The sequence below is a fragment of the Rhodococcus pyridinivorans genome, from assembly GCF_900105195.1.
GTDB lineage: Bacteria > Actinomycetota > Actinomycetes > Mycobacteriales > Mycobacteriaceae > Rhodococcus > Rhodococcus pyridinivorans.
This window is the reverse complement of the sequence record NZ_FNRX01000002.1, coordinates 4,412,718-4,427,318: the sequence shown is the minus strand read 5'-3', so window position 1 is coordinate 4,427,318 and position 14,601 is coordinate 4,412,718. Positions and strand designations below refer to the sequence as shown.

The window sequence follows — 14,601 nt, the reverse complement described above, 5'->3', positions numbered from 1 at the left end:
GCCACGCCGTCAGTGACGCGGACGGCCACGCCGTTAGTGGCCCAGGCGGCCACGCCCGAGGCGGAGCAGCAGCATCGCCAGGGTGTGGCCTTCCTGGCCCAACTCGCTGAACCGCTCGAGGACCTTCATCTCGCGGCTGTGCACGAGACGGGTACCGCCGGACGCCATGCGGGTACGCCCGATCATGCGGGAGACCTCGGTGCGGCGCTTGACCGCGGCCAGGATCTCGGCGTCGAGACGATCGATCTCCTTGCGGAGCTCCTCGATCTCGGCCTCGGTGGGCACTGCGGTGTCGTCGGTCGCGGCCGGTGTTCCGGCGTTCGCCTGGTCCGGCTCGCCGGAAAGGGAAGAATCGATGTGCGTGCTCATGTCGTCTCCTCGCATCTGCTCTGAAGGATCGCCCGTATGGGAGCGGCTGTTACCGGTATCGGGTCGGGCCGGCAGTCGGGAATCGACAGCGACAACCGGAACTCGATCCGAGCCTGCAAAGGACAGAAGACATGGTCTCCAGTTTGCCACTCACCATGTAGGCCCTGCCACTCGGCTTGATCGACTGTGTGGTCCGGATCCGTTGTCCGAACGGTCCGGTAGTTTGGTGAAACGATGAACACTCCCGTCGCGCTCGCAAACTCCCGCCCCGGATCCGATGCTCTTCTCGAAGGGCTCAATCCGCAGCAGCGGGAAGCGGTCACGCACGAAGGAGCCCCGTTGCTGATCGTCGCGGGCGCGGGCTCCGGCAAGACTGCGGTGCTCACGCGTCGCATCGCCTATCTGCTGGCCGAGCGCGGCGTCGTCCCTGGTCAGGTGCTCGCCATCACGTTCACCAACAAGGCCGCCGCCGAGATGCGCGAGCGGGTGGCGGCTCTGGTGGGGCCGCGCGCGAATGCGATGTGGGTCTCGACCTTCCACTCGAGCTGCGTCCGGATCCTGCGCGCGCAGGCGGGTCTGCTGCAGGGCATGAATTCGAATTTCACGATCTACGACGCCGACGATTCCCGTCGTCTGCTCACGATGATCGCGAAGGATCTCGAACTCGACAGCAAGAAGTACTCCGCCCGGCTGCTGTCCACACAGATCTCGAACCTGAAGAACGAATTGATCGGGCCGGAAGAAGCCGTCCACGAGGCGGAGACCGATTCGGCGGCCACCGAACTCACCCGCGTCGTCGCTCGGGTCTACGCGCACTACCAGCAGCGCCTGCGCACGGCGAACGCCTTCGACTTCGACGACCTCATCGGCGAGACGGTGGCGCTGCTGCAGGCTCATCCGCAGGTCGCCGAGTACTACCGGCGCCGGTTCCGTCACGTCCTGGTCGACGAGTACCAGGACACCAACCACGCGCAGTACGTGCTGGTGCGCACCCTCGTGGGCGATCCGGAGGAGGAATCCGCCGTCCCCCCGAGCGAACTGTGCGTGGTGGGCGACGCCGACCAGTCGATCTACGCCTTCCGCGGCGCCACGATCCGCAACATCGAGGAGTTCGAGCGCGACTATCCGCAGGCGCGCACGATCCTGCTCGAACAGAATTACCGCTCCACCCAGAACATCTTGTCGGCGGCCAATTCCGTCATCTCCAAGAACACGGGTCGCCGCGAGAAGCGGCTGTGGACCGATTCGGGTGAGGGCGAACTCATCACCGGCTACGTCGCCGACAACGAGCACGACGAGGCGCGGTTCGTCGCCGCCGAGATCGACCGGCTCGTCGACGGCGGCGACACCACCTACTCCGACATCGCGGTGTTCTACCGCACCAACAATGCCTCCCGCGCGTTCGAGGACGTCTTCATCCGGCACGGTGTGCCCTACAAGGTCGTCGGCGGTGTGCGGTTCTACGAGCGCAAGGAGGTGCGCGACGTCGTTGCGTACCTGAAGGTGCTCGACAACCCCGACGACACGGTGAGCCTGCGCCGCATCCTCAACACCCCTCGCCGCGGTATCGGCGATCGTGCCGAGGCGTGCGTGGCGGTGCACGCCGAGCGGCTCGGTGTGAGCTTCGGGCAGGCCCTCGCCGACGCCGCGGCCGGCAAGGTCGCGCTGCTGAACACGCGGGCGCAGAAGGCGATCGCCGGTTTCGTCGAGATGATGGACGGCCTGCGGGCGATGCTCGTCGCGAGCGACGCCGACGGCAACGACATGGTGGACATCGGCGACGTCGTCGAGGCGATCCTCGATCGCACCGGATACAGCGCCGAGTTGTCGGCGAGCGACGACCCGCAGGACGGCGCCCGTCTCGACAACCTCCACGAACTCGTCAGCGTGGCAAGGGAATTCAGTGCCGACGTCCGTAACGCGGCCGGGATCGTCGACGACGAACGTGAAGAGGGGGATCCCGAACCGGGATCGCTCGCGGCGTTCCTCGAGAAGGTCTCGCTCGTCGCCGACGCCGACCAGATCCCGGAGAACGAGGCCGGTGTGGTCACGCTGATGACGTTGCACACCGCGAAGGGCCTCGAGTTCCCGGTTGTGTTCGTCACCGGTTGGGAGGACGGCCAGTTCCCGCACATGCGTGCCCTCGGCGATCCGGCCGAGCTGTCCGAGGAACGGCGACTCGCGTATGTCGGCATCACGCGCGCCCGGCGTCGTCTCTATCTCACGCGGGCCGTGTTGCGTTCGTCCTGGGGGCAGCCGCTCACCAATCCGGAATCTCGTTTCCTGCAAGAGATTCCGCAGCACCTCATCGACTGGCGACGCCTCGAGCCCACGCCCGCCCGTGGTCAGGCGATCGGCTCGGGCACTGGTTCACGGTTCGGTGCGGGCGAGCGGCGCGGATCCTCGGGAACACCGAGTTTCGGTGCGGCGCGCGGACGCAACAACCACTTGGTGCTCGACGTCGGCGACCGCGTCAGCCATGACAAGTACGGTCTCGGAACGGTTCTCGAAACTCGGGGCTCGGGCCCCACGGCCACCGTCGTGATCGACTTCGGCAGTGCCGGCAAGGTGCGGTTGATGCTCGTCGGCGGTGTGCCGATGATCAAACTGTGATGCCCTGAAAGCCTGTGTCAGGCGCGGATTCGCACGAAAGAGCGGGTCCGCACCGAAGCGGGAAAGAGGGCGGAACGTGACGCACGCCGAACGTGCGGCGGCGAGGTCGGTCAGTCGCGCTGGATGCCGAGGGCGATACCCCGGGTGGCGAGCCACGGGACGGGATCGATCTTGTCGACGCCGTTGAGGTGCACCTCGAAGTGCAGGTGCGGGCCGGTGGAGAAGCCGCGGTTGCCCATGGTGGCGATCTGGTCGCCGGCCATGACGTGTTGACCCACGGTCACCAGGGACTGGTCGATGTGCCCGTACACGGTGATGGTGCCGTCGGCGTGGAGGAGGCGGACCCACATGCCGAAGCCGGAAGCCGGGCCGGAATCGATGACCTCACCGTCGGCGACCGCGAGGATCGGGGTGCCGATGGGGCCTGCGATGTCGACGCCGGCGTGGAGGGTGCCCCAGCGTGCGCCGAAGTTCGAGGTGAACGACCCCGCGGCGGGGAGGACGAACAGCGGGCGACGGGCCGCGGCCTCGCGCGCAGCGCGTTCCTCGCTGAATCGCTGGCCCTTGGCCAGGAGATTCGAGAACTGCGACAGGTCGTTCGGGTCGGCGATGTTGAGCACCTGCGGGGCCTGCGACGGCTCGGCGTCGGCGCTCGGCGCGAACTGTGCGGCCTGCGGCACTGCGGTGGCCGTGATGATCGAGGAATCGGCTTCGCCGGCGGCGAGAGCGACCTCGGAGTGCTCGGTGTTCTGTCCCGGACCACCATTGGCTGCGGCCTGGCCCGCGGCGACCACGGCGCCTGCGGCGACCGCGAAGACTGCGGCGCGGCCCTTGAGGGCAGTGGGGGGAGTGGGAAGTCGATGGGCTCCACCGCGGGATGCGGGAGCGGTGACGTCGGTGCTCTCGTCGCGACGATCCTGCGCGAAGCGGTCGTCGCGGACGGCGTGGCCGAAGGAGTCGGAGTAGTAGGTGGGCTCGGAACCGGGGCCGGTGTTACGGAAGTCCATCGTGGCGGCTTCCCAGGCATTCCAGTCTTCGGGTGCCGATTCGGGACGGCGGGTTCGGCTCTCGGCACTCGGGTTACCAGAGCGCATCGCCATCCTCCGTTCGTGACCTCATCGTTACTTCGACCAGGCGACGGTAACGAAGTGATCGCGGGGGTGGCAAGCCGTAGTTCGTCCGGCGGACGTTATGTGAGTGGCATCACAGTGCAAACCGGGGCAAATTGGGACATGCCCCAGCGGCCGGAGTTCCAAACACTGTTTTCCGACACGTCACGAGTCTGTTGCATCGCGGCAGCGTGGGATCCGGTGTCGGGGAGCGAGTGGGTACCTGTCATTCTGAACCGAGTGCTCCGCTCGAACGTGGCGCCCGCCACGTCCCGGGAGGGGAACTGTGAAGTCGTTCCCGGACCTACGCGCGCGTGACCTGTGCCACATGGGACTGCCGCGCGTGATCCGCGGCCCGGCCGAGAAACTAGAGTCCGAAACGACCCGCTCGATACCCCGGAGCGGGCGTGAACGCAGACGAGACGGTGAGCAGATGGATCTCTTCGAATATCAGGCGAAGGAACTCTTCGCCAAGCATGACGTGCCGACGTCGGCCGGCCGTGTTACCGACACTGTCGCCGGTGCCCGCGAGATCGCGGAGGAAATCGGCAAGCCGGTCATGGTCAAGGCCCAGGTCAAGGTCGGCGGCCGCGGCAAGGCCGGTGGCGTGAAGTACGCCGCCACCGCAGACGACGCGCAGACCCACGCCGAGAACATCCTCGGGCTCGACATCAAGGGTCACATCGTCAAGAAGCTCCTGGTCGCCGAGGCCAGCGACATCGCGGAGGAGTACTACATCTCCTTCCTGCTCGACCGCACCAACCGCACCTACCTGGCGATGTGCTCGGTCGAGGGCGGCATGGAGATCGAAGAGGTCGCCGCCACCAAGCCGGAGCGCCTCGCCAAGGTCCCCGTCGACGCCGTCAAGGGTGTCGACCTCGCGTTCGCGCGCGAGATCGCCGAGAAGGGCCACCTGCCCGCCGAGGTCCTCGACGCCGCAGCCGTGACCATCCAGAAGCTGTGGGAGGTCTTCGTCAAGGAAGACGCTCTTCTCGTGGAGGTCAACCCCCTCGTCCGTACCCCGGACGACCAGATCCTCGCCCTCGACGGCAAGGTCACCCTGGATGCCAACGCCGACTTCCGTCAGCCCGGCCACGCCGAGTTCGAGGACAAGGACGCCACGGATCCCCTCGAGCTCAAGGCCAAGGAGAACGACCTCAACTACGTCAAGCTCGACGGCGAGGTCGGAATCATCGGTAACGGCGCCGGCCTGGTCATGTCGACCCTCGACGTCGTCGCCTACGCAGGCGAGAAGCACGGCGGCGTCAAGCCCGCCAACTTCCTCGACATCGGTGGCGGCGCCTCTGCGGCCGTCATGGCTGCCGGTCTCGACGTCATCCTGAACGACGCTCAGGTCAAGAGCGTGTTCGTCAACGTCTTCGGTGGCATCACCGCGTGCGACGCGGTCGCGAACGGCATCGTCAAGGCCCTCGAGATCCTCGGCGACGAGGCCAACAAGCCGCTGGTCGTCCGCCTCGACGGCAACAACGTCGACGAAGGTCGCCGCATCCTCGCCGAGGCCAACCACCCGCTGGTCACGGTCGTCGCCACCATGGACGAGGCTGCCGACAAGGCGGCCGAACTCGCCTTCGCAGCGAAGTAAAGGGACACACAGAACAATGGCAATCTTCCTTACCAAGGATTCCAAGGTCATCGTCCAGGGCATCACCGGCGGCGAGGGCACCAAGCACACCGCGCTCATGCTCAAGGCCGGCACCCAGGTCGTCGGCGGCGTGAACGCCCGCAAGGCCGGCACGACGGTCTCGCACACCGACAAGGACGGCAACCCGGTCGAGCTCCCCGTCTTCGGCTCCGTCGCCGAGGCCATGAAGGAGACCGGCGCCGACGTCTCGATCGCGTTCGTTCCCCCGGCCTTCTCGAAGGACGCCATCGTCGAGGCCATCGACGCGGAGATCCCGCTGCTCGTGGTCATCACCGAGGGCATCCCGGTGCAGGACTCCGCCTACGCTTGGGCGTACAACGTCCAGAAGGGCAACAAGACCCGCATCATCGGCCCCAACTGCCCCGGCATCATCACCCCGGGTGAGGCGCTCGTCGGCATCACCCCGGCGAACATCGCCGGCAAGGGTCCGGTCGGCCTCGTCTCGAAGTCGGGCACCCTGACCTACCAGATGATGTTCGAGCTGCGCGAGTACGGCTTCTCGACCGCCATCGGCATCGGCGGCGACCCGGTCATCGGCACCACCCACATCGATGCCATCGAGGCGTTCGAGAAGGACCCGGAGACCAAGGTCATCGTCATGATCGGCGAGATCGGCGGCGACGCCGAGGAGCGCGCGGCCGATTACATCAAGGCCAACGTGACCAAGCCCGTCGTCGGCTACGTCGCAGGCTTCACCGCTCCCGAGGGCAAGACCATGGGCCACGCCGGCGCCATCGTCTCGGGCTCCTCGGGCACCGCTCAGGCCAAGAAGGACGCTCTCGAGGCGGCTGGCGTGAAGGTCGGCAAGACGCCGTCCGAGACCGCTGCGCTCGCTCGCGAGATCCTGCAGTCGCTCTGACAGCAGCGTCGCCTTCCGTGCGCGCCTTCCGGTGGCGTTCCGCCATCGGGAGGCGCGCACGCGCCGTTTCAGGAGTCGATCCAGTCGACTCCCGCGGGTTCGAGTTCGCCCGCCCCGGACGTCAGTGACGCCACCCAGCCCTCCAGTTCGCTCCGCGCGCGCCCCGCGACGGTGAGGACCACCCGGTCCGCATAGGTCACGTCGAGCACTGCGACCCCGCGGCCGCGCAGTTCCGCCTCCACGCGACCCGCTTCGCCGTGATCGATCGCGAGGGTGAACTTCTCCTGCTGCCTGCGCTCGACGAGGGGCGCCTCGTCCAAGGCCGTCGCGACCGCACCCGAGTACGCGCGCACCAGCCCGCCCGCGCCGAGCTTGATCCCTCCGAACCATCGGGTTACCACCACCGCGACGTTCACCAGATCCCGGTGGTGCAGGACCTGCAGCATCGGGATGCCGGCCGTGCCGCCCGGCTCCCCGTCGTCGCTCGACCGCTCGGCACGCGCCGACGGGTCGTCACCCACCACGAACGCCCAGCAGTGGTGTCGGGCATCGGGATACAGTCGGCGTTGTTCGTCGACGAAGGCGAGCGCGGCGTCGGCCGTGTCGACACGACGAACCGCGGCGAGGAAACGCGAGTGCTTCACCTCCGTCTCGACCACGACGTCGGGGCCCGGGGCGAGAGTGTGCGGCATGGACCCCATTCTCTCGGGTAGTCCCTAGGCTGTTGACTGCAGGACGAGTGACCGACACACACCGATCGACGGCAGGAGAATCGATGACATTCCCCGCAGGCGCATCCGCCCAGAGCAAGGTGGTGCCGTTGTTGCTGCCACTCGCGGTGGCCGTGCTCGGTGCCGTGAACTTCCTCCTCGGCCTCACGCCCTTCGTGAACATCACCTTCGGCTCGCAGGTGGCGCTCACGTCCTTCGATTTCGGCTTCGCCGTCGTGCCGCTGGCCTTCCTGCTCTTCGGCGGTGTGAGCGCGGCGCTGTCGCTGCTCCCCGGCCAGGACCTGCGTGCGGTGGCCGTCGCGGCGTCGGGCGTCGGTTTCGTGACATCCCTGTTCCAGCTCTTCCATCTGCCCGAGGACACCGGGATCGCGTGGGGCGGCGTGACGATCCTCGTCCTCGGTTTCCTGCAGTTCGCGCTGGCGCTCGTCGCATTGCTGTTCGGCCTCGGCATCCTCGTGTCCGGCCGGTCGGGTGAGCGGAGTTCCTTCGGGTCGCCGCAGAGCGCCGGGCAGTACCAGGGATTCGGGACCGGTGCGGGAACAGGTCAGCCCCAGGGCTCCGGTTCGCCGCAGATTTACGGTCCGCAGGGATACGGCCAGCCCTACGGCTCGCAGCAGGGAGCCGTCGGGCAGTCCCAGTTCGGTGCGCCGCATCCCGGACACCAGGCGTATCCCGGACAGCAGACGTCGGGGGAGTACTCCGGCGCGCAGCAGTATTCGGGGTCGCAGCAGTACGGCGGGTCCCAGCAGTATCCGGGCGCCCAGCAGTACGGCGGGCAGCAGTACAGCGGAGCCCAGCAGTTCCCCGGTTCCCAGCAGTTCCCGGGCGCTCAGCAGTTCCCGGGCGCTCAGCAGTTCCCGGGCGCTCAGCAGTACGGCGGGGGAGCACAGTATTCCGGTGCCCAGCAGTACGGCGCCGGCCAGCAGTACACGGGTGCGCAGCCGACCCAGCAGTACCCGGTCCAGGAACCGCACGGCGCTCAGGACTCGACGGACCACACCGACACCCGGGCGGACGGCCCAGCCACCCGGGCGGACGGCACAGTGTCCGATGACGACACGACGGGCACGGAACGTCGCGAGGAGACCGGGACCACTGCGACCGGCGACCAGGACGCCACGCAGGCCTTCCGCGCACCGGACGACCAGCGGTGATCGGCGCGCCTGACACCACGATCGCCGTGTCGGTGACACTCTCGAACCGATGACTTCGACGCTCGGCCGGTCCACCCGGCACGTTCCAACCGACGACGACAGCCTGGACCCGGAGCGGTTTCGCATCCTGCTCGGCACCGCGGCCCGCGTTCCGGCGGTGACGCTCGCCGTCGTGGCCACCATCGTGGTGACGACGATGGTCGTCGCCAACAGCGACCTCACCGGCATCTACGCTGCGATCGCCGGCACGTGGCTCGCACTGCACCAGGTGACGCTCACGATCGACGGCACGTCGCTCGGTGTGCTGCCGTTGCTGCCCACCGCGGTCCTGGTGTGGCAGGCGGCGCGCGGGTGTGCGTCCGCGGCCGACGCGCTCGTCGAGAACAGTGGGTACGCCCTCGACCGTCAGGATGTCTCGCGCATCACCGTCGCCGTCCTCGCCGGCCCGCTACTGGTGACCGCGGCGTCGCTGATCGTGCTGCAGGATGCGGCGAGCGTGCTGCCGGTGACGCCTCCGAATGCAGCTGCCGCGCTCGCGTGGGTCACCGCCATCTACCTGGCCGCGGCTCTCATCGGTATCGGCTCCCGTGTGTGGAAGCCGCTGGTGCGCTACTACTCGGCTCCCGATTGGCTCGTGCTCGCCTTCCGTCCGGCACTGCGGGTGCTGCTGGGGATGTTCGCCCTCGGTGGGGTGGCGGTCGTCGCCGGACTGTTGTGGTCGTGGAACGTCGTCGGTGAACTGCTCGCGCGCGGGGATCACTGGACCGGCGTGCTGGGGCTGACGGTGATGTCGATCCTGTACCTGCCCAACGTCATCATCGGTGCCGCGGCCGTTCTGGCGGGCAGCACCGTGCACTTCGGCGACATCCACCTGAGCCTGTTCGAGGCGACGGGCGGTGACCTCCCGGCGCTGCCGGTGCTCGCGGCGGTCCCCTCGGGTCCGGCCGCAGCGTTCTGGCCGGTGCTGCTCGCCGTTCCGGCGACGGTCGGTGCGCTGCTCGGACGTTTCGCCGCGCAGCGAACCCTGCAGGCGAAGGCCGACGGTGCCCCGGTGGGCAGCGCCGACGCTTCATGGACGGTGCTCGCTGCCGCAGCGGGCGCCGGACTCGTCACGGCGCTGGCGACCTGGGTCGCGGGCGGCCCGCTCGGCGTCTTCGGCACGGTCGGCGCCAACTGGTGGCTCGCCGGCATCCTCGTCTTCGCCTGGTCGGGCCTGCTCGGCATCATCACGGCGCAGCTGCTCGTGTGGCGCGAAGGACGATTGGCCGCGGTGGCACTGCGCGCCGACACCGAGGTGGACGAGGAGACCTCGGAGGATGCGGCGGACGCGGCCGAGGCCGACGACGCCGCTGATGCAGGAGCCGACGGAGAACTCGAGGCGGCCGAGAGCGAGACCTCGGCACTCGAAGCTCCTGTGGCCGAGGACACCACCGCCGCCGAGCGCGAGGTCGCAGAAGTCGACGGGGACGAAGCCGCTGCAGTCGACGAGGGCGAGGCTGCCGAGGACGACGCGGAGAGCCTCGAAGAGGATGCGGACGCCGACGACGTCATCGACGCCGAGGTGGTCGAGGTCGTCGACGAGGATGACGCCGAGGACGACGACGAGCCCGACAAGGAGGTCGCGAACAAGGCCGAAAAGGGCGCCGACTAGGCTCTCCTACGGCCGGTCGATCGGCCGACCCACCTCGACTTCACAGGAGTGGACCCTGACTGCCTCGCGTGACCAGCTGCCGCCCACCGCGCCGGCGCGGCTCGTCGTCCTCGCTTCGGGCACGGGCAGCCTCTTGCGTTCGCTGCTCGACGCCACCCGGACCGACGGATATCCCGCGACAGTCGTCGCTGTCGGTGTCGACCGCGAATGCCCCGCCGAAGGGCACGCCGCCGACGAAGGGATCCCCTCGTTCCGCGTCGCGTTGCGCGACTTCGAGGACCGCACCGCGTGGGACCGCGCGCTGACCGACGCGGTCGCCGCCCACGAACCCGACCTCGTGGTGTCCGCAGGCTTCATGAAGATCCTGGGTTCGGCGTTCCTGGAACGGTTCGCCGGCCGCATCATCAACACTCATCCCGCGCTGCTGCCGTCGTTCCCCGGCGCGCACGCCGTCGCCGACGCCCTGGCCTACGGCGTCAAGGTCACCGGTTCGACGGTGCATCTCGTCGACGGGGGAGTCGACACCGGACCGATCCTCGCGCAGGAATCCGTGCAGGTGCTCGACGACGACGACGAGGACACCCTGCACGAGCGCATCAAGGTTGTGGAGCGGCGGCTGCTGGCCGAGATGGTCGCCGCCGTCGCCACCCGTGGAGTTGTTTCCGATGGACGAAAGGCCGTGATCCCCGGTGACCGAACGTAAGACTGTGCGCCGCGCGCTGGTCAGCGTGTACGACAAGAGCGGGCTGGTGGAGCTGGCGACAGGGCTCCACGCGGCAGGTGTCGAGCTGGTCTCGACCGGCTCCACGGCCAAGACCATCGCCGACGCAGGCGTGCCGGTGACGAAGGTCGAGGAACTGACCGGCTTCCCCGAGTGCCTCGAGGGCCGGGTGAAGACCCTGCACCCGCGCGTGCACGCCGGCATCCTCGCCGACACCCGCAAGCAGGACCACCTCGATCAGATCGCCGATCTGGGCATCGAGGCGTTCGAACTCGTCGTCGTGAACCTCTACCCGTTCACGCAGACGGTCGCCTCGGGTGCGAGCCCCGACGAGTGCGTCGAGCAGATCGACATCGGTGGCCCGTCGATGGTGCGTGCCGCGGCGAAGAACCACCCGTCGGTCGCGGTCGTCGTCGACCCGGCCGCCTACGGTGACGTGCTCGCCGCCGTCGAGGGTGGCGGTTTCACCCTCGAGCAGCGAAAGCGTCTTGCCGCGCAGGCGTTCCAGCACACCGCCGCCTACGACGTCGCGGTGGCGAGCTGGATGAACAGCGATTACGCGGCGCCCGAGGGCGACGAGTCGCAGTTCCCGGCGTGGACCGGCGCTACCTGGACCCGCGCGAATGTCCTTCGCTACGGCGAGAACCCGCACCAGGCCGCGGCCCTGTACGTGAACGAGGCCGGTGAGCCGGGGCTCGCGCAGGCCGAGCAGTTCCACGGCAAGGAGATGTCCTACAACAACTACCAGGACGCCGACGCCGCCTGGCGCGCCGCGCACGACCACAGCGAGCCGTGCGTCGCGATCATCAAGCACGCCAATCCGTGTGGCATCGCGATCGCCGACGACATCGCCACCGCGCACCGCAACGCGCACGAGTGCGATCCGGTCTCGGCCTTCGGTGGCGTCATCGCCGCCAACCGTGAGGTGAGCGTCGAGATGGCGGAGCAGGTCGCCGAGATCTTCACCGAGGTGATCATCGCCCCGTCGTACGCCGACGGGGCTGTCGACGTGCTCTCCCGCAAGAAGAACATCCGCATCCTGCGCGCCGATTCGCCGAAGTCGGCTCCGGTCGAGATCCGTCAGATCTCCGGCGGGCTGCTCCTGCAGGAGCGCGACGTGCTCACCGCGGACGGCGACTCCACCACCAACTGGCAGCTCGCGTGCGGCGAGGCAGCCGACGAGGCCACGCTGCGCGATCTCGAATTCGCCTGGCGCGCATGCCGTGCAGTGAAGTCCAACGCGATCCTGCTGGCCTCGGGCGGCGCGACCGTCGGTGTCGGCATGGGTCAGGTCAACCGCGTCGACTCGGCGCGACTCGCCGTCACCCGTGCGGGTGATCGTGTCGCCGGGTCGGTGGCCGCGTCGGATGCCTTCTTCCCGTTCGCCGACGGTCTACAGGTGCTGACCGAGGCCGGCGTGAAGGCGATCGTGCAGCCGGGTGGCTCGGTGCGCGACAACGAGGTCATCGAGGCCGCTCGCGAGGCCGGCGTGACGCTGTACCTCACCGGCGCGCGGCACTTCGCGCACTAGTCACGAACACACACGCGCGGCACCCACGCGCATCGTCGCTCAGGCGGCGTGCGCGTGGGTGCCGTTGTCGTGCGCGGTGGGTTCGACGGTGCGCTTGCCGCGCCCCTCGGAGATGACGAGCTTGGCAGCGCCGCGGTCGAGCAGCTCGCGGATGAGATCCGCGGAGGCGGCGCCGCTCTCGGTACCGCCGACCCGGCTCAGGTCGATGGTGATGGCGTGACCGGTGAGGTCTTCGGGCAGTTCGGTCGACACGGTGCCGCCGGATTCGATTCTCAGTTTCATGGTGCTTCTCCTGTCGAGGTGATCTTGTACGGGTCGCGGTCGGGGATAGAGAAAGGGCACCCGGGGCGTATGTGCCCCGAGTGCCCGAGAACGAGTCGTCGTGTGACTTCTATTCTCGGGATCGCTCCGCCGCGAAGTGGAAGAAGAAGTGAGAAAACGGTACGGAACAACCGGCTACGTACATGTGCTTGTATCGCATCGGACCGTACCTTTCTCATGTGAACCAGTTGGTTAACGGATGACCATACACGAACAACGCGGAATGGACATTTGTTATTTCCGCGTCGTCCGTGCGTGGGGGTGGGCCGATCAGCCCCTCAGCTTGTCGAGCCACGCCTCGAAACCGGACGTGAACTCGTCGGAGAAGGGCAGGTCGGCGACGTAGTCGGCGCCCGTCGACTGCTGGTCGCCGATGTCCTTGAGTACGTGGTTGGTGCGCGTCATGCGCAGCGACGTCAGACGGGTGTGGACGAGTGCCGCGTCGAGCGCGTCGACGTCCTCGACCCGCACCTGGATGTCCTTGGACGAGACCGCGGTGAGCACCGGCAGGTCGCCGGCGACCTGTGCGGCGAGCATCCGCGGATCGAGCGCGTCCTCCTCGGCGAGTGCCTTCGCGTTGGTGGGGACGAGCCCGGCGTTGCGCAGCGGCTCGGGGAGAGTGTCGCTGAGGGTGCCGTCGGCGCGGAGCGACTCGACCGCGCCGGTGAGCGCGACCCGCAGTTCATCGGCGATCTGGACGGGAAGTTGTCCCGCGGCGACGACGGCGTCGAGCTGTGCGTCGATCTGGGCGGTCAGCAGGTCGAGCAGGCGCACGGCGAGCGGTTCGAGCAGTCCGAGTCCGGCGATCGAGTTGTTGTCCTGGGCGAGCGACAGCGCGATCAGCGCGCCCTCGCTGTGCCCGACGACGTAGAGCCGCTCCGGGTCGACCCCGCGCTGCGAACCGAGGAAGGCGAGCGCATCGGCGGCGCTGTCGATGAATGTCGAGAAACCGAGATCGGCGACGTCCTCGACGCTGTACGGGCCGAGCGCGGTCACACCGCTGCCGAGCTTGTCGTAGCGCAGACTCGCGAATCCCTTGCGTTCGAGCACGTCGGCGAGATGCCGCAGGGTGCCGATCGATCCGGGGAGCAGTGCGCTGTCGCCGTTGCGGTCGGTGGGACCGCTGCCGGCGAGCAGCAGCACGGCGGGCACCGGACCCCTCATGGAGACGGGTACCCGCAGGCTGCCGTGCAGGGTCACGTCGCCGCTGGAAAAGGTGATCTCGGTGTCCGACATGTCATGTGTCTATCAGAAGTCGCCGGACCGGCCCGTGTCGAGGGCGCCGCGGTGTGGCGTCGGTTTCGTGCGTGACGAACGGGCCCGGCGTACCCGACGGTAGCCCCGTACGCCGAGCCATCCGAACAGCGCCAGCAGCGGGACGACGAGCAGGGGAGCGAGCAGCGCGATCAGCGACGTGACGAACGAGGCGACGCTCTCGACGATCGACAGCACCGGGTTGCCGAAACCGGCGGTGGTCGCGGTACTCGCGACCCGCGTGCCCGTCTGCGCCGTGCTCACCGCCAGGGCGGTCGGGGCGCCGATGACGATGCCCGCGAGTGCCGCCATCGCGGGATCGAGACTCGCGAAGGCCGCCCACGCCGCAAGCGCACCCGCGACCGGCCGGGTCACCGTGCCGAGGGCGGACAGTGCGTTGTCCACGAGCGGCACGAGGTCGGCGACGACCTCCACGGCGGTGGCGATCGTCAGGGCGACGAGCGCCGAGGTGGACCCGAGCCACTGCATCGATTCGTTGAGGACGACCCCGAAGAGTTCGAAGTGGACCGCGGCCGACAGGAGCAGCAGCGGCAGGAAGGTGCGCAGCCCGGTGGCGGCCGCGAGCCCCAGCCCGAGCAGGGCCGCCAGGATCCAGGTGTCCATG

13 protein-coding genes are annotated in these 14,601 nt (G+C 68.4%); 7 read left to right on the top strand and 6 right to left on the bottom strand.

Going from position 1 to position 14,601, the window contains the following annotated elements; all coding sequences use genetic code 11:
- Nucleotides 1-33: 33 nt before the first annotated feature.
- Nucleotides 34-369, bottom strand: a complete 336-nt coding sequence (locus BLV31_RS20955; protein WP_006553758.1) for a chorismate mutase — start codon at nt 367-369, stop codon at nt 34-36.
- Between the two features lie 234 nt (nt 370-603).
- On the opposite strand from BLV31_RS20955, the gene pcrA reads away from it, so the two are divergent.
- Nucleotides 604-2,982, top strand: a complete 2,379-nt coding sequence (gene pcrA, locus BLV31_RS20950) for a DNA helicase PcrA (protein ID WP_064062116.1) — start codon at nt 604-606, stop codon at nt 2,980-2,982.
- A gap of 110 nt (nt 2,983-3,092) precedes the next feature.
- Here the strand turns inward: pcrA and BLV31_RS20945 are convergent, their stop codons facing one another.
- Nucleotides 3,093-4,082 carry a M23 family metallopeptidase gene (locus tag BLV31_RS20945; protein ID WP_006553760.1) on the bottom strand — a complete coding sequence of 330 codons (990 nt, stop codon included), beginning with the start codon at nt 4,080-4,082 and terminating at the stop codon, nt 3,093-3,095.
- A gap of 442 nt (nt 4,083-4,524) precedes the next feature.
- On the opposite strand from BLV31_RS20945, the gene sucC reads away from it, so the two are divergent.
- The gene (gene sucC, locus BLV31_RS20940) at nt 4,525-5,694 is read left to right on the top strand and encodes an ADP-forming succinate--CoA ligase subunit beta (RefSeq protein ID WP_006553761.1); all 1,170 of its coding nucleotides are present in this window, start codon (nt 4,525-4,527) and stop codon (nt 5,692-5,694) included.
- A 16-nt stretch (nt 5,695-5,710) separates the two neighbouring features.
- Nucleotides 5,711-6,613: a succinate--CoA ligase subunit alpha gene (sucD, locus tag BLV31_RS20935; RefSeq protein WP_006553762.1), complete on the top strand. Its 903-nt coding sequence runs from the start codon at nt 5,711-5,713 to the stop codon at nt 6,611-6,613.
- 68 nt (nt 6,614-6,681) lie between these two features.
- On the opposite strand, the gene BLV31_RS20930 is transcribed toward sucD, so the two are convergent.
- The gene (locus BLV31_RS20930) at nt 6,682-7,305 is read right to left on the bottom strand and encodes an IMPACT family protein (RefSeq protein WP_064062115.1); all 624 of its coding nucleotides are present in this window, start codon (nt 7,303-7,305) and stop codon (nt 6,682-6,684) included.
- Nucleotides 7,306-7,388: 83 nt separating this feature from the next.
- Between BLV31_RS20930 and BLV31_RS20925 the strand changes: the two genes are divergently transcribed.
- From BLV31_RS20925 to purH, 4 genes are read left to right on the top strand one after another with little or no spacing between them, the layout of a single operon-like run.
- Nucleotides 7,389-8,498 carry a DUF5336 domain-containing protein gene (locus BLV31_RS20925; RefSeq protein WP_064062114.1) on the top strand — a complete coding sequence of 370 codons (1,110 nt, stop codon included), beginning with the start codon at nt 7,389-7,391 and terminating at the stop codon, nt 8,496-8,498.
- A 49-nt stretch (nt 8,499-8,547) separates the two neighbouring features.
- Nucleotides 8,548-10,149, top strand: a complete 1,602-nt coding sequence (locus tag BLV31_RS20920; RefSeq protein ID WP_064062113.1) for a cell division protein PerM — start codon at nt 8,548-8,550, stop codon at nt 10,147-10,149.
- 55 nt (nt 10,150-10,204) lie between these two features.
- Nucleotides 10,205-10,852, top strand: coding sequence for a phosphoribosylglycinamide formyltransferase (purN, locus tag BLV31_RS20915; protein WP_230826464.1), 648 nt, complete (start codon nt 10,205-10,207; stop codon nt 10,850-10,852).
- Nucleotides 10,839-12,401: a bifunctional phosphoribosylaminoimidazolecarboxamide formyltransferase/IMP cyclohydrolase gene (gene purH, locus BLV31_RS20910; RefSeq protein WP_006553767.1), complete on the top strand. Its 1,563-nt coding sequence runs from the start codon at nt 10,839-10,841 to the stop codon at nt 12,399-12,401. The genes purN and purH overlap by 14 nt, the downstream gene beginning before the upstream one ends.
- Before the next feature lie 39 nt (nt 12,402-12,440).
- Here purH and BLV31_RS20905 read toward each other — a convergent pair whose 3' ends face one another.
- The 3 genes from BLV31_RS20905 to BLV31_RS20895 all read right to left on the bottom strand — a co-directional run bounded on the left by BLV31_RS20905 (nt 12,441) and on the right by BLV31_RS20895 (nt 14,600).
- Nucleotides 12,441-12,683, bottom strand: coding sequence for a hypothetical protein (locus tag BLV31_RS20905; RefSeq protein WP_064061768.1), 243 nt, complete (start codon nt 12,681-12,683; stop codon nt 12,441-12,443).
- Between the two features lie 309 nt (nt 12,684-12,992).
- Entirely contained in the window at nt 12,993-13,958 is a 966-nt protein-coding gene (locus BLV31_RS20900) for an alpha/beta hydrolase (RefSeq protein ID WP_064061769.1), read from the bottom strand.
- 12 nt (nt 13,959-13,970) lie between these two features.
- Nucleotides 13,971-14,600, bottom strand: a complete 630-nt coding sequence (locus tag BLV31_RS20895) for a DUF4126 domain-containing protein (RefSeq protein WP_006553770.1) — start codon at nt 14,598-14,600, stop codon at nt 13,971-13,973.
- Nucleotide 14,601: the final 1 nt, after the last annotated feature.

Excerpts from the sequence above, each read along its gene's own strand:
- BLV31_RS20955 (WP_006553758.1), bottom strand. The coding sequence starts at position 369 with ATGAGCACGCACATCGATTCTTCCCTTTCCGGCGAGCCGGACCAGGCG.
- pcrA (WP_064062116.1), top strand. The coding sequence starts at position 604 with ATGAACACTCCCGTCGCGCTCGCAAACTCCCGCCCCGGATCCGATGCT.
- BLV31_RS20945 (WP_006553760.1), bottom strand. The coding sequence starts at position 4,082 with ATGGCGATGCGCTCTGGTAACCCGAGTGCCGAGAGCCGAACCCGCCGT.
- sucC (WP_006553761.1), top strand. The coding sequence starts at position 4,525 with ATGGATCTCTTCGAATATCAGGCGAAGGAACTCTTCGCCAAGCATGAC.
- sucD (WP_006553762.1), top strand. The coding sequence starts at position 5,711 with ATGGCAATCTTCCTTACCAAGGATTCCAAGGTCATCGTCCAGGGCATC.
- BLV31_RS20930 (WP_064062115.1), bottom strand. The coding sequence starts at position 7,305 with ATGCCGCACACTCTCGCCCCGGGCCCCGACGTCGTGGTCGAGACGGAG.
- BLV31_RS20925 (WP_064062114.1), top strand. The coding sequence starts at position 7,389 with ATGACATTCCCCGCAGGCGCATCCGCCCAGAGCAAGGTGGTGCCGTTG.
- BLV31_RS20920 (WP_064062113.1), top strand. The coding sequence starts at position 8,548 with ATGACTTCGACGCTCGGCCGGTCCACCCGGCACGTTCCAACCGACGAC.
- BLV31_RS20905 (WP_064061768.1), bottom strand. The coding sequence starts at position 12,683 with ATGAAACTGAGAATCGAATCCGGCGGCACCGTGTCGACCGAACTGCCC.
- BLV31_RS20900 (WP_064061769.1), bottom strand. The coding sequence starts at position 13,958 with ATGTCGGACACCGAGATCACCTTTTCCAGCGGCGACGTGACCCTGCAC.
- BLV31_RS20895 (WP_006553770.1), bottom strand. The coding sequence starts at position 14,600 with ATGGACACCTGGATCCTGGCGGCCCTGCTCGGGCTGGGGCTCGCGGCC.